The organism is Streptomyces sp. NPDC048420, from assembly GCF_040651535.1.
Taxonomy (GTDB): domain Bacteria; phylum Actinomycetota; class Actinomycetes; order Streptomycetales; family Streptomycetaceae; genus Streptomyces.
In genome coordinates this window covers 194012-206654 of sequence record NZ_JBEZKG010000014.1, presented here as the reverse complement: position 1 = coordinate 206654, position 12643 = coordinate 194012, and the positions used below count along the sequence as shown (strand labels likewise).

General features: G+C 69.4%; 12 protein-coding genes. 6 read left to right on the top strand and 6 right to left on the bottom strand.

Going from position 1 to position 12643, the window contains the following annotated elements; genetic code table 11:
- Position 1 precedes the first annotated feature (1 nt).
- A complete protein-coding gene (gene tal / locus AB0D34_RS27430) occupies positions 2-1120 on the bottom strand; it encodes a transaldolase (RefSeq protein WP_362665803.1) in 1119 nt (372 codons plus the stop codon).
- A 33-nt stretch (positions 1121-1153) separates the two neighbouring features.
- Positions 1154-3241, bottom strand: coding sequence for a transketolase (gene tkt / locus AB0D34_RS27425; protein ID WP_362665801.1), 2088 nt, complete (start codon positions 3239-3241; stop codon positions 1154-1156).
- Between the two features lie 354 nt (positions 3242-3595).
- Between tkt and AB0D34_RS27420 the strand changes: the two genes are divergently transcribed.
- The 3 genes from AB0D34_RS27420 (at position 3596) to AB0D34_RS27410 (ending at position 6152) form a co-directional block, all read left to right on the top strand.
- A complete protein-coding gene (locus AB0D34_RS27420) occupies positions 3596-4549 on the top strand; it encodes a heme o synthase (protein ID WP_362665799.1) in 954 nt (317 codons plus the stop codon).
- A 59-nt stretch (positions 4550-4608) separates the two neighbouring features.
- Entirely contained in the window at positions 4609-4941 is a 333-nt protein-coding gene (locus tag AB0D34_RS27415; protein ID WP_362665797.1) for a hypothetical protein, read from the top strand.
- A gap of 104 nt (positions 4942-5045) precedes the next feature.
- Entirely contained in the window at positions 5046-6152 is a 1107-nt protein-coding gene (locus tag AB0D34_RS27410; protein WP_362665795.1) for an amidohydrolase family protein, read from the top strand.
- A 21-nt stretch (positions 6153-6173) separates the two neighbouring features.
- Here the strand turns inward: AB0D34_RS27410 and AB0D34_RS27405 are convergent, their stop codons facing one another.
- A complete protein-coding gene (locus tag AB0D34_RS27405; protein ID WP_362665793.1) occupies positions 6174-7196 on the bottom strand; it encodes a COX15/CtaA family protein in 1023 nt (340 codons plus the stop codon).
- Between the two features lie 321 nt (positions 7197-7517).
- On the opposite strand from AB0D34_RS27405, the gene AB0D34_RS27400 reads away from it, so the two are divergent.
- Complete coding sequence (locus tag AB0D34_RS27400; protein ID WP_362665791.1) at positions 7518-7661, top strand: hypothetical protein; 144 nt, start codon at positions 7518-7520, stop codon at positions 7659-7661.
- A 107-nt stretch (positions 7662-7768) separates the two neighbouring features.
- Here the strand turns inward: AB0D34_RS27400 and AB0D34_RS27395 are convergent, their stop codons facing one another.
- The 3 genes from AB0D34_RS27395 to AB0D34_RS27385 are packed head-to-tail and all read right to left on the bottom strand — an operon-like array spanning position 7769 to position 10297.
- Positions 7769-8485 (bottom strand): ABC transporter permease, encoded by a 717-nt coding sequence (locus AB0D34_RS27395; protein WP_362665892.1) that lies wholly within the window; start codon positions 8483-8485, stop codon positions 7769-7771.
- A gap of 47 nt (positions 8486-8532) precedes the next feature.
- Entirely contained in the window at positions 8533-9456 is a 924-nt protein-coding gene (locus AB0D34_RS27390) for an ABC transporter ATP-binding protein (RefSeq protein ID WP_362665789.1), read from the bottom strand.
- Positions 9457-9466: 10 nt separating this feature from the next.
- Positions 9467-10297: an AAC(3) family N-acetyltransferase gene (locus AB0D34_RS27385; RefSeq protein ID WP_362665787.1), complete on the bottom strand. Its 831-nt coding sequence runs from the start codon at positions 10295-10297 to the stop codon at positions 9467-9469.
- Between the two features lie 161 nt (positions 10298-10458).
- On the opposite strand from AB0D34_RS27385, the gene AB0D34_RS27380 reads away from it, so the two are divergent.
- Positions 10459-11202 (top strand): metalloregulator ArsR/SmtB family transcription factor, encoded by a 744-nt coding sequence (locus tag AB0D34_RS27380; RefSeq protein WP_362665785.1) that lies wholly within the window; start codon positions 10459-10461, stop codon positions 11200-11202.
- Entirely contained in the window at positions 11199-12620 is a 1422-nt protein-coding gene (gene sufB, locus AB0D34_RS27375; RefSeq protein WP_125190079.1) for a Fe-S cluster assembly protein SufB, read from the top strand. Before AB0D34_RS27380 ends, sufB begins: the two co-directional genes overlap by 4 nt.
- Positions 12621-12643: the final 23 nt, after the last annotated feature.

Sequence of the window (12643 nt, the reverse complement as noted above, 5' to 3'; positions counted from 1 at the left end):
TTCAGCCCTCCGAGGGGGCGAGGCGCTGAAGCTCCGCCTCGGTCGACTTGAGCAGGTCGTTCCAGGAGGCCTCGAACTTCTCGACGCCCTCGTCCTCCAGGAGCTGGACGACCTCGTCGTACGAGATCCCGAGCTTCTCGACCGCGTCGAGTTCGGCGCGGGCCTGCTCGTAGGTGCCGGCGATCGCGTTGCCGCGGATCTGGCCGCCTTCCTCGGTCGCCTGGAGCGTGGCCTCCGGCATGGTGTTCACCGTGTTCGGCGCCACCAGCTCGTCGACGTACAGGGTCGCCTTGTAGGCCTTGTCCTTGACGCCGGTCGAGGCCCACAGCGGACGCTGCTTGTTGGCACCGGCGTTCTCCAGCTTCGACCAGCGCTCGCCGGAGAAGATCTCCTCGTACGCCTGGTAGGCGAGGCGCGCGTTGGCCACGCCGGCCTTGCCGCGGGCGGCCTTGGCCTCGTCGGTGCCGAGCGCGTCGATGCGCTTGTCGATCTCGGTGTCCACGCGGGACACGAAGAAGGACGCCACGGAGTGGATCTTCGACAGGTCGAGACCGCGCTCCTTGGCCCTCTCCAGGCCCGTGAGGTAGGCGTCCATGACCTCGCGGTAACGCTCGAGGGAGAAGATCAGCGTGACGTTGACGCTGATCCCCAGGCCGATGACGTCGGAGATCGCGGGGATGCCGGCGCGGGTTGCCGGGATCTTGATGAGGGTGTTGGGACGGTCGACGAGCCAGGCGAGCTGCTTGGCCTCGGCGACGGTCGCCTTCTCGTTGTGCGCCAGGCGCGGGTCGACCTCGATCGAGACGCGGCCGTCCTGGCCGTTGGTGGCGTCGAAGACCGGGCGCAGGATGTCGGCGGCGTCGCGGACGTCCGCCGTGGTGATCATGCGGATGGCCTCTTCGACCGTGACCTTGCGGGCGGCGAGGTCGGACAGCTGCTGGTCGTAGCCGTCGCCCTCGGAGATCGCCTTCTGGAAGATCGACGGGTTGGTGGTGACGCCCACGACGTGCTGCTGGTCGATCAGCTCGGCGAGGTTGCCGGACGTGATCCGCTTGCGCGACAGGTCGTCCAGCCAGATCGCCACGCCTTCCTCGGAGAGGCGCTTGAGTGCGTCTGTCATGGAATTACATCTCCTACGTGTCGTATATGGGCGTCAGCGCTGGGCTGCGGCGATCGATTCCCGTGCCTGGGCGGCCACGTTCTCGGCAGTGAAGCCGAACTCCTGGAAGAGGACCTTGCCGTCCGCGGAAGCACCGAAGTGCTCCAGGGAAACGATGCGACCGGCGTCCCCGACGTACTTGTGCCAGGTGAGACCGATACCCGCCTCGACCGCGACGCGGGCCTTCACGGCCGGCGGCAGGACGCTGTCCCGGTACCCCTGGTCCTGCTCCTCGAACCACTCCACGCACGGCATCGAGACGACACGCGTCGGCACACCGGAAGCCTCCAGCTGCTCGCGCGCCTCGACGGCGATGTGCACCTCGGAACCGGTGGCGATCAGGATCGCCTCGGGCGTCCCGGTGGAGGCCTCGAAGAGGACGTAACCGCCCTTGACGGCGTCCTCGTTGGGCTCGTACGTCGGCACGCCCTGACGGGTCAGTGCGAGGCCGTGCGGGGCGCCCTTGCCGAAGACCTTGGTGTACCGGCCCAGGATCTCGCGCCAGGCGATCGCGGTCTCGTTGGCGTCCGCGGGGCGCACCACGTTCAGGCCCGGGATCGCGCGCAGCGAGGCGATGTGCTCGACCGGCTGGTGGGTCGGACCGTCCTCGCCGAGACCGATGGAGTCGTGCGTCCACACGTACGTCACCGGCAGGTGCATCAACGCCGAGAGCCGGACGGCGTTGCGCATGTAGTCGGAGAAGACGAGGAACGTACCGCCGTAGATACGGGTGTTGCCGTGCAGCGCGATGCCGTTCATCTCCGCGGCCATGGAGTGCTCGCGGATACCGAAGTGGATCGTGCGCCCGTACGGGTCGGCCTCCGGCAGCGGGTTGTCGGCCGGCAGGAACGAGGAGTTCTTGTCGATCGTGGTGTTGTTCGAGCCGGCGAGGTCGGCGGAGCCGCCCCACAGCTCGGGGATCACCGCACCCAGGGCCTGGAGCACCTTGCCGGAGGCGGCACGGGTGGCAACTCCCTTGCCGGGCTCGAAGACCGGGATCGCGGACTCCCAGTCCTTGGGCAGCTCACCCGCGGCGATCCGGTCGAACTGGGCGGCGCGCTCGGCGTTGTTGTTGCGCCACTCCTGGAAGGACTTCTCCCACTCGGCCTTGGCCTGACGGCCGCGCTCCAGGGCCTGGCGGGTGTGGTCGATGACCTCGTCCGCGACCTCGAAGCTCAGCGAGGGGTCGAAGCCAAGGACCCGCTTGGTGGCCGCGACCTCGTCGTCGCCGAGCGCCGAGCCGTGCGCGGCCTCGGTGTTCTGGGCGTTCGGGGCGGGCCAGGCGATGATCGAGCGCATCGCGATGAAGGACGGCTTGTCGGTGACCGCCTTGGCCTTCTGGATCGCCTCGAAGATCGCGGACGGGTCCAGGTCGCCGTTGGCCTGCGGCTCGACACGCTGCACGTGCCAGCCGTACGCCTCGTAGCGCCCCACGGTGTCCTCGGAGACGGCCGTCTCGGTGTCGCCCTCGATCGAGATGTGGTTGTCGTCCCACAGCAGGATCAGGTTGCCGAGCTTCTGGTGGCCGGCCAGCGAGGACGCCTCGGCGGAGATGCCCTCCTGGAGGCAGCCGTCACCGGCGATCGCGAAGACGAAGTGGTCGAACGGGGACTCGCCCTCGGCGGCCTCCGGGTCGAACAGACCGCGCTCGTAGCGGGCGGCCATCGCCATGCCCACCGCGTTGGCCACACCCTGGCCCAGCGGGCCGGTGGTGGTCTCCACGCCCTTGGTGTGGCCGTACTCCGGGTGACCGGGGGTCTTCGAGCCCCACGTCCGGAACGCCTTCAGGTCGTCCAGCTCCAGGCCGAAACCGGCCAGGTACAGCTGGGTGTAGAGGGTCAGGGACGAATGGCCGGCGGACAGCACGAAACGGTCGCGCCCGACCCACTCCGGGTCGGCCGGGTCATGCCGCATCACCTTCTGGAAGAGGGTGTAGGCGGCCGGGGCCAGGCTCATCGCCGTACCGGGATGGCCGTTGCCGACCTTCTGTACGGCGTCGGCGGCCAGGACACGGGCGGTGTCCACGGCCCGCTGGTCCAACTCGGTCCACTCGAGGTCTGTGGTGGTCGGCTTGGTGCTCACCCTGGGTCAGGGCTCCTCTCCACATGTCAAGCATGTCGAATGCCGGTGCACGGGACGCCCGGCCGTTGTCGAGCCTACCCCCGCAAGTACGTGCGTTTTTTCGAGTCATTCCAGACTGCCGGGCCCCGCGGAGATCCGCCTCCCGACTGGGCCGTACCGCATTCGGCAAGTGAATACGCAGCCGCTCGTACGAGTGCTCAACCGAGTGACGCTGAGCTCTTCCGGGGGCGTCCCCGGACACGACCCCGACCCCCGCGAATGTCGGGGTATGGGCAACGTCTACAGTGGCGTGGTACGCGCGGGCCTTTACCGGGACTTCACACGGCTGAGGCTTGCTGGGATGTCTCTGTAGGGGTGTGCGTGACGGCCGTCGAATCCCGTCCAGCCGGTGTGCTGGGGGAGAGCAAGAGCTCGAGTCAGCGGCCGTTCGGGGCCCGGGCCAAGGCGTTCGTGGCGCTGACCAAGCCGCGGATCATCGAGCTGCTGCTCATCACCACCGTGCCGGTGATGTTCCTGGCGCAGCAAGGGGTGCCGGACCTGAAGCTGGTGCTGCTCACCTGCGTCGGCGGCTACCTCTCGGCGGGCGGCGCCAACGCGCTGAACATGTACATCGACCGCGACATCGACGCGCTCATGGACCGCACCTCGCAGCGTCCACTGGTGACCGGCATGGTCTCCCCGCGTGAATGCCTGGCCTTCGGCATCACGCTGGCCGTCGTCTCGACGCTGCTGTTCGGTCTCGCCGTCAACTGGCTGTCCGCCTGGCTGTCGCTCGGAGCGCTGCTCTTCTACGTCGTCGTCTACACGATGATCCTCAAGCGCCGTACCTCGCAGAACATCGTGTGGGGCGGCATCGCCGGCTGCCTCCCGGTGCTGATCGGCTGGTCGTCGGTCACGAACTCCATGTCGTGGGCGCCGATCATCCTCTTCCTCGTCATGTTCTTCTGGACCCCCCCGCACTACTGGCCGCTGTCCATGAAGGTCCGCGAGGACTACGCGCGCGTGGGCGTGCCGATGCTGCCGGTGGTCGCCTCCAACAAGGTGGTCGCCAAGCAGATCGTCATCTACAGCTGGGTGATGGTCGCGGTCTCGCTGCTGCTGACCCCGCTCGGCTACACCGGCTGGTTCTACACGGCGGTCGCGCTGCTCGCGGGCGGCTTCTGGCTGTGGGAGGCGCACGGCCTCCAGAACCGCGCCAAGGCCGAGGTAACGGGCGCGAAGCTCAAGGAGATGCGGCTGTTCCACTGGTCGATCACCTATGTCTCGATCCTCTTCCTCGCGGTCGCGGTGGACCCCTTCCTGCGGTAGGCGTCCCTGAGGCGAGGGTCACGTCGCCGTCTCATCTACTGGTCGGTAGCATCCTGGTCATGGCAGACACGCAGCAGGTTGACGCGAAGGCCGAGCGCAGGGTCGCCCGGCTCGCCAAGCAGATCAGCGCCTTCTCCAAGGAGCACGGCGGTGCCGAGGGCCAGCTGGCCCACATCGGCGAGCGCGGCACCCGGATCGTCCTTGTCGGCGAGGACGGCGGCTGGGGCGACCTGGTGGCCCCCTCGTACGAGATCGCGGAGAAGGCCGTCGAGAAGGCCGGCATCACGGTCCACGAGGACTTCGACGGCGAGTTCGCGGCCAAGGTGAAGACCGGGCCGTACGAGTGGAGCCGGATGGCGGGCATCCAGGTGGGCGGACCGAGCAACGGCTGAGACAGGTCGGCGTCTCGCACGGGGTGTGTGAGGCCAACACTTCGTGAGCGGTTCACCCGTTAGGACGTGTAGCAAGAGCACACGGTCCGTCCACGGGAGCCCGGATGATCGAAACGCCGTCCCTCGTGGACCAGTACTGCCACGGCGTACTGAGGACGGAGCTGGGTCTCGGCACCTTCGAGGCCCAGCTGGCCCGCACCGGGGGCCCGCCCGCGCCGGGGACCACGCTGTTCGACACCCAGACGGGTTTCGCCGTACGACGCTGGTGCCCGCCCTTACTCGGCCTGGAACCGCACTGTCCGCCCGCCCGCTATCTGGCCCGGCGCCGTGAACTGGGCGTACTGGAAGCGGGCCGCAGGCTGCTGCGCGGCAGCGGCATCACGACCTATCTGGTCGACACCGGACTGCCGGGCGACCTCACCGGACCCTCCGAACTGGCCTCCGCCGCGGCCGCCGAGACCCGCGAGATCGTGCGCCTGGAACTCCTGGCCGAACAGGTCGCCGACACCTCCGGCACCGTCGAGTCCTTCCTCGCCAACCTCGCCGAGTCGGTGCACGCAGCCGCCGCGAACGCGGTCGCCTTCACCTCGGTGGCAGGCGTACGGCACGGTCTCGCGCTGGCGCCCGAGCCGCCGGGGCCGGGAGAGGTGCGGGGCGCCGCGGGCCGATGGCTGGCGGGCCGCCGGGTGGGCGGCGAGCTCTCCGATCCCGTTCTCCTACGACACCTGCTGTGGATCGCGGTCGCCACCGGGCTGCCCCTCCAACTGCACGCCGGGCTCGGTGAACCGGGCCTGCGGATCGACCGCACCGACCCCGTCCTGCTCACCGACTTCGTCCGGGCCACCGCCGGCCTCGGCACCGACCTCGTCCTGCTGCACAGCTACCCGTACCACCGGCACGCGGCCCACCTCGCGGGGGTCTTCCCGCACGTCTACGCCGACTCCGGAGCCGCCCTCGTCCGTACCGGCGCCCGCGCGGCGACGGTCCTCGCGGAGATCCTGGAACTGGCACCCTTCGGCAAGATCGTCTTCTCCAGCGGCGCCCACAGCCTGCCCGAACTGCATGTGGTGGGTGCCCGCCTGTTCAGGGAGGCGCTGGCGCGGGTGCTGGGCGGCTGGGTGGTGGAGGGAGCCTGGTCGCTGGCGGACGCGCAGCGGGTGGCGGGGCTGATCGCGGCGGGGAACGCGCGGAGGGTGTACGGGTTGAGGTGAGCGTGTCGCGCTGACCCGAAGCTACTTGGGCCCGGCGATCGACGGACTCGTCTCGGCGTACGACTGCGCCGGCACCTCGGGCAGCTCCCCCTCGGCCCGCTCCCGCAGGGCCAGCAGCACGCGCAACACGCCGATCCACACCAGGGCCGAGCCCAGCATGTGCAGACCGACCAGGAACTCGGGGAGGTCGGTGAAGTACTGGACGTAGCCGATGACGCCCTGGGAGAGGAGGACCAGGAAGAGGTCGCGGGTGCGGTGCAGGGGGCCCCTGGGGGCGTCGACCGCCTTGAGGATGAACCACAGGGCGAAGGTCAGCGACACCACGATCCAGGCCAGGACCGCGTGCACCTTGCTGACGGTCTCCCAGTCCAGCGGCATCCGCTCGACCTCGCTGGAGTCACCGGCGTGCGGTCCGGCGCCGGTCACCACGGTGCCGACGAGGATCAGCAGGGCGGCGGCCGCGACCATGAACCACACCAGCTGCTGGACCGGCTTGCCGACCAGCGGGCGGGGCGGTGTGTCGCCCTCCCGGGTGCGTTGCCACATCACGGTGGCGACGGTGATCAGGGCGGTGGTCGCGACGAAGTGGGCGGCGACGGTGTACGGGTTGAGCCCGACGAGCACGACGATGCCGCCGAGGATCGCGTTGCTCATCACGATCCAGAACTGCGCCCAGCCCAGCCGGGTCAGGCTGCGTCGGTACGGCTTCTCCGAGCGCGCGGCGATGATCGCCCAGCCGACGGCGGCACACAGGACGTACGTCAGCATCCGGTTGCCGAACTCGATGGCACCGTGGAAGCCCATCGCGCTGGTCGCGGTCAGCGAGTCGTCGGTGCACTTCGGCCAGGTCGGACACCCGAGCCCCGACCCGGTCAGCCGCACGGCCCCACCGGTGACCACGATGACGACCGCCATCACGAGCGCGGCGAGCGCGGCACGCCGGACCGTGCGGGAGGTGGGGGTCCACCGGGCGGCGATGAAGGAGAGCGGGTTGCGCACGGCGGCTCGGGCGTCGGCGGGGGTCAGCTTTGGCACGGGGTCCATCGTAGAGGGGCGCTTGTGCACGAATTCACTTGGGCCGACCTTTTCGGGCGGGCCTGTGCGGAGGTCCTGGTCACAATGACCGCCGGATGCGTTCCGCCTCGGCTCGGAGCGGGGCGGATTCGCTGGTGGTCGTCTCCGAGCGAGGTCCGGAAGATCTCGCCGCGTCGCGCAGTACGCGTTAGGCTCCCAGTCCGTTGCCCTCGGCCGGGTCTTACCGGGGCGCAGGGACATTCGGGGCCAGGCCAGCGTGCCGTCCTCCGGGCCGTCCGTGACCTCGGGCGCCGGGCCGTCTCCTGCGACACGCGCCTCGACCCTGCGCCTGTGCGTCGCCAGTCGAGGCCGGTGGCGTCGGTCGCGGTGGTGCAGCGCAGCGCGGGTTCCGAGCGGTTGCTCTTCACGGCGGCGATGTCCGCGAGGTCGGTTGCCCAGGGCGAGTTCGCGGTGCGCACGTCGTCCGTACGGTAGAAGCCCTCGGCCCGCAGACCGCGCAGCTGCCCGTCCCGGGGCGATGCGGCGAACGCCGGTGTCGCGACGCGCGAACACGGAGCGACTCTTCCAGCTCCGCCCCGACGTCACTCCCAGCGGAAGAACCGCCCAGCCGCCGCCAGCCCCACAACCCCCCACACCGCCAGAATCCCCAGATCCCCCCAAGGCACCCCACCGCCGTGCTGCAACACATCCCGCAGCCCGTCCGACAACGCCGAGATCGGCAGCAGGCCCAGTACGTCCTGCGCACCCTGCGGGAACTTGGACAGGGGGACGATCACCCCGCCGCCCACCAGCAGCAGCAGGAAGACCAGGTTCGCGGCGGCCAGGGTGGCTTCCGCCTTCAGGGTGCCCGCCATCAGCAGGCCGAGGCCGGAGAAAGCCGCCGTGCCCAGGATGAGCAGCAGCAGGACGGACAGGGGGTTTCCGTGCGGGGACCAGCCGAGGGCGAGGGCGATCGCCGTCAGCAGCAGGACCTGCAGGATCTCCGTGACCAGCACCGACGCCGTCTTCGCCGTCATCAGGGCCCAGCGGGGCAGGGGGGAGCTGGCGAGGCGTTTCAGGACTCCGTAGCGGCGTTCGAAGCCGGTGGCGATCGCCTGGCCGGTGAAGGCCGTCGACATGACCGCCAGGGCCAGGATGCCGGGGGTCAGGAAGTCCACCGACTTGCCGGCCCCCGTGTCGACGATGTCCACCGCGCTGAAGAGGACGAGGAGCAGGGTCGGGATCACCACCGTCAGCAGCAGCTGCTCGCCGTTGCGCAGGAGCATCTTCGTCTCCAGCGCCGCCTGGGTGGTGATCATGCGTCCCAGAGGGGCCGCTCCCGGCTTCGGGGCGTAGGTACCGACAGTCACGCGCGCAGCTCCTTGCCCGTCAGTTCCAGGAAGACGTCTTCCAATGTGTGCCGTTCCACCGAGATCTTCTCCGGCATCACCCCGTGCTGGGCGCACCAGGACGTCACCGTCGCCAGGAGCTGGGGGTCGACCTTGCCGCCGACCCGGTAGGAGCCGGGGGTCAGCTCCGCCGCCGTGCAGTCGGCCGGGAGGGCCTTCAGCAGCGATCCCACGTCCAGGCCCGGGCGGCCCGTGAAGCGCAGGGTGTTCTCGGCGCCGCCCCGGCACAACTCCTCCGGCGTGCCCTGGGCGATGACCCGGCCGCCGTCGATGATCGCCACGTCGTCGGCGAGCTGCTCGGCCTCGTCCATGTAGTGCGTGGTGAGGATGACCGAGACGCCGTCCGTCCGGAGGTCTCGGACCAGGTCCCACGTGGCGTGGCGGGCCTGGGGGTCCAGGCCGGCGGTCGGCTCGTCCAGGAACACCAGTTCCGGGCGGCCGACCACGGCCATCGCGAGCGCCAGGCGTTGCTGCTGGCCGCCGGAGAGCCGGCGGTACGTCGTCCTGCCGCAGCTGCCCAGGCCCAGGCGTTCGATCAGCGCGTCCACGTCCAGGGGGTGCGCGTGCAGGCGGGCCACGTGCCGGAGCATCTCGTCGGCCCGGGCGCCCGAGTACACGCCTCCGGACTGGAGCATCACGCCGATCCTCGGGTGCAGCTCACGGGCCTGCCGCACCGGGTCGAGGCCGAGGACGCGGACCGTGCCGGAGTCCGGCTTCCGGTAGCCCTCACAGGTCTCGACGGTCGTCGTCTTGCCCGCGCCGTTGGGCCCGAGTACGGCGGTCACGCCGGCCCGGGCCACCAGGTCCAGGCCGTCCACGGCGGCCTTCGTGCCGTAGCGCTTCACCAGGGCGTGGACCTGGACCACGGGCTCACTTCGCATGGGCCCGAGTCTAGGTTCGCCGTCCCTGCCGCCGACGGGCGGGTGCAGGATCTCCACCCAGCGCATTTCCGGGCACGTCCTCGTGTGAGCGGTGCAGCGTCAGCCAGCGCTCCGCGTACCGCACCGCGTCCGCCACCGGGAACAGCCGTGCGTCTGCCGCGCCCGCCTTTCCCCGTACGACGACGCCGGTGTCCCGCTCGAAGTCGTAACCCAGTTCGTCGAAGCGGTCGGAGGTGATCGAGACCTCCGTGACGACCTCCCAGCCGTCCGGTCCCGGGCGGCCGACCTTCACCAGCGGGGTCGGGACGCGGTACTCGGCGAGATGGAAGCTCGTGCAGGTGTCGTAGCCGGCGCCGAGGAGCAGCACGCGCGCGTGGAAGGCCTCCAGGCGGGCCAGCGGACTGTGCTCCCCGAGCCGGCAGTCGGGCGCGTGTCCGTCCAGGACGTCACGCGCGCGTGGGCCTATCGCCGCGAAGGACGTCTGCGGGTGCGCGCTGCGCAGGGCGCCGGGCCAGGTGCGGACGGTCTCCGGGATCACGCCGACGCCGAGGGAGGGCGTGACGAGGGGGTCGTAGGCGGGCATGGTGGCGCGGATCGTCGGCCACCAGTCCTGCGGCACCGGCGGGTTGCTCCACACCGCCGGGTCCGAGAGGTCGCCGGTCTGGGTGGGGACCACGAGGGTGCCGTCCGGGCCGAGGGCGTCGAGGAGCGATTCGACCACCGTGACGGGGCCTCCGCAGACCCAGCCGAGTGAGCTGAGGGAGGAGTGCACGAGGAGGGTCTCGCCGGTGCGGAGGGTGTCGCGAGTGACAAGTGGGCCGGTGGGGGGTGGTTTCGGCATGGTTCGGGAGTGTCCCTGACAGGGCCTCGAAATACCACCGGATTGATCGATCAAAGATCGTTTCCGCAGGTCAGGTTAGGTCGACCTAAGTGATGCAGGGCACCGTCCGACGGGCCGGGCGCGGCTTGCCCGGTCCAGAGGAATTACGCAACAATGGCGTTGTGAAAAACGTCGGCGAGGCTCGGGAGACCCCCACGGGGGCCCCTCAGGAGGAGCTCGCGACCGGTGAGCGGTCCACCCGCAACCGCGTCGCGCGATCCATCCTGGACCACGGCCCGTCGACCGTCACCGAGCTGGCCGGGCGGCTGGGGCTCACCCCCGCGGCCGTACGACGGCATCTGGACGCGCTGGTGGCCGACGACGTCGTGGAGGCGCGGGAACAGCGGGTGTACGGCGCGCGGACGCGCGGCCGTCCCGCCAAGGTCTTCGCGCTCACCGACTGCGGCCGGGACGCCTTCGACCAGTCCTACGACAAGCTCGCCGCGGACGCGCTGAACTTCATCCGTGAGCGCTTCGGCGGGGACGAGGCCGTCGTCGCCTTCGCGCGCGCGAGGATCGCCGAGCAGGCCGCCGTGTACCGCAAGGCCGTCGAGTCCGCCGCCCCCGAGGAGCGCACCGAAGCCCTGGCCAAGGCCCTGAGCGCGGACGGGTACGCTGCTACGGCGCGGAGCGCACCGGTCGGCGAGCAGCTCTGCCAGCACCACTGCCCGGTGGCCCATGTCGCGGAGAAGTTCCCGCAGCTGTGCGACGCCGAGACGGAGATCTTCTCCCAGCTGCTCGGCACGCACGTCCAGCGACTGGCGACCATCGCGCACGGCGACGGCGTCTGCACGACGTTCATCCCCAAGATTTCCCACATGTCTCATAACGCATCTGCAAGCACGGCCGGGAGGAACCCCGCATGACTCTCCCCACGGAGACTGCCCACCCCGAGCTCGAGGGCCTGGGCAAGTACGAATACGGCTGGGCCGACTCCGACACGGCCGGCGCTTCCGCGCGGCGCGGTATCAACGAGGACGTCGTCCGCGACATCTCCGCGAAGAAGAACGAGCCGGAGTGGATGACCAAACTCCGCCTCAAGGGCCTGCGCCTCTTCGACAAGAAGCCCATGCCGAACTGGGGCTCGGACCTCTCCGGCATCGACTTCGACAACATCAAGTACTTCGTGCGTTCCACGGAGAAGCAGGCGGAGTCCTGGGAGGACCTGCCCGAGGACATCAAGAACACGTACGACAAGCTCGGCATCCCCGAGGCGGAGAAGCAGCGCCTCGTCGCCGGTGTCGCGGCCCAGTACGAGTCCGAGGTCGTCTACCACCAGATCCGCGAGGACCTGGAGGAGCAGGGCGTCATCTTCCTCGACACCGACACCGCTCTCAAGGAGCACCCGGAGCTCTTCAAGGAGTACTTCGGCACCGTCATCCCGGTCGGCGACAACAAGTTCGCGTCGCTGAACACCGCGGTGTGGTCCGGCGGCTCCTTCATCTACGTGCCGAAGGGCGTGCACGTGGAGATCCCGCTCCAGGCCTACTTCCGGATCAACACCGAGAACATGGGCCAGTTCGAGCGGACGCTGATCATCGTCGACGAGGACGCCTACGTCCACTACGTCGAGGGTTGTACGGCCCCGATCTACAAGTCGGACTCCCTGCACTCCGCGGTCGTCGAGATCATCGTGAAGAAGGGCGCCCGCTGCCGCTACACGACCATCCAGAACTGGTCGAACAACGTCTACAACCTGGTCACCAAGCGCGCCGTGGCGTACGAGGGCGCGACCATGGAGTGGATCGACGGCAACATCGGCTCCAAGGTCACCATGAAGTACCCGGCCGTCTACCTGATGGGCGAGCACGCCAAGGGCGAGACCCTCTCCATCGCCTTCGCGGGCGAGGGCCAGCACCAGGACGCCGGCTCCAAGATGGTCCACATGGCGCCGAACACCTCCTCCAACATCGTCTCCAAGTCGGTGGCGCGCGGTGGCGGCCGTACCTCCTACCGCGGTCTCGTGGAGATCGGCGAGGGCGCCCACGGCTCCAAGTCGAACGTGCTGTGCGACGCGCTGCTCGTCGACACCATCTCCCGCTCCGACACGTACCCCTACGTGGACGTCCGCGAGGACGACGTGTCCATGGGCCACGAGGCGACCGTCTCCAAGGTCTCCGAGGACCAGCTCTTCTACCTGATGAGCCGTGGTCTGAGCGAGTTCGAGGCGATGGCCATGATCGTGCGCGGGTTCGTCGAGCCCATCGCGAAGGAGTTGCCGATGGAGTACGCCCTCGAGCTGAACCGGCTGATCGAGCTGCAGATGGAAGGCGCGGTCGGTTAAGACCGCCTTTCGAGAAGCAGTTA

Coding starts and splice junctions, on each gene's coding strand:
- AB0D34_RS27395 (WP_362665892.1), bottom strand. CDS start 8,485: ATGATCACCACCCAGGCGGCGCTGGAGACGAAGATGCTCCTGCGCAAC.
- AB0D34_RS27410 (WP_362665795.1), top strand. CDS start 5,046: ATGATCGAAACGCCGTCCCTCGTGGACCAGTACTGCCACGGCGTACTG.
- AB0D34_RS27390 (WP_362665789.1), bottom strand. CDS start 9,456: ATGCGAAGTGAGCCCGTGGTCCAGGTCCACGCCCTGGTGAAGCGCTAC.
- AB0D34_RS27415 (WP_362665797.1), top strand. CDS start 4,609: ATGGCAGACACGCAGCAGGTTGACGCGAAGGCCGAGCGCAGGGTCGCC.
- AB0D34_RS27405 (WP_362665793.1), bottom strand. CDS start 7,196: ATGGACCCCGTGCCAAAGCTGACCCCCGCCGACGCCCGAGCCGCCGTG.
- AB0D34_RS27385 (WP_362665787.1), bottom strand. CDS start 10,297: ATGCCGAAACCACCCCCCACCGGCCCACTTGTCACTCGCGACACCCTC.
- sufB (WP_125190079.1), top strand. CDS start 11,199: ATGACTCTCCCCACGGAGACTGCCCACCCCGAGCTCGAGGGCCTGGGC.
- tal (WP_362665803.1), bottom strand. CDS start 1,120: ATGACAGACGCACTCAAGCGCCTCTCCGAGGAAGGCGTGGCGATCTGG.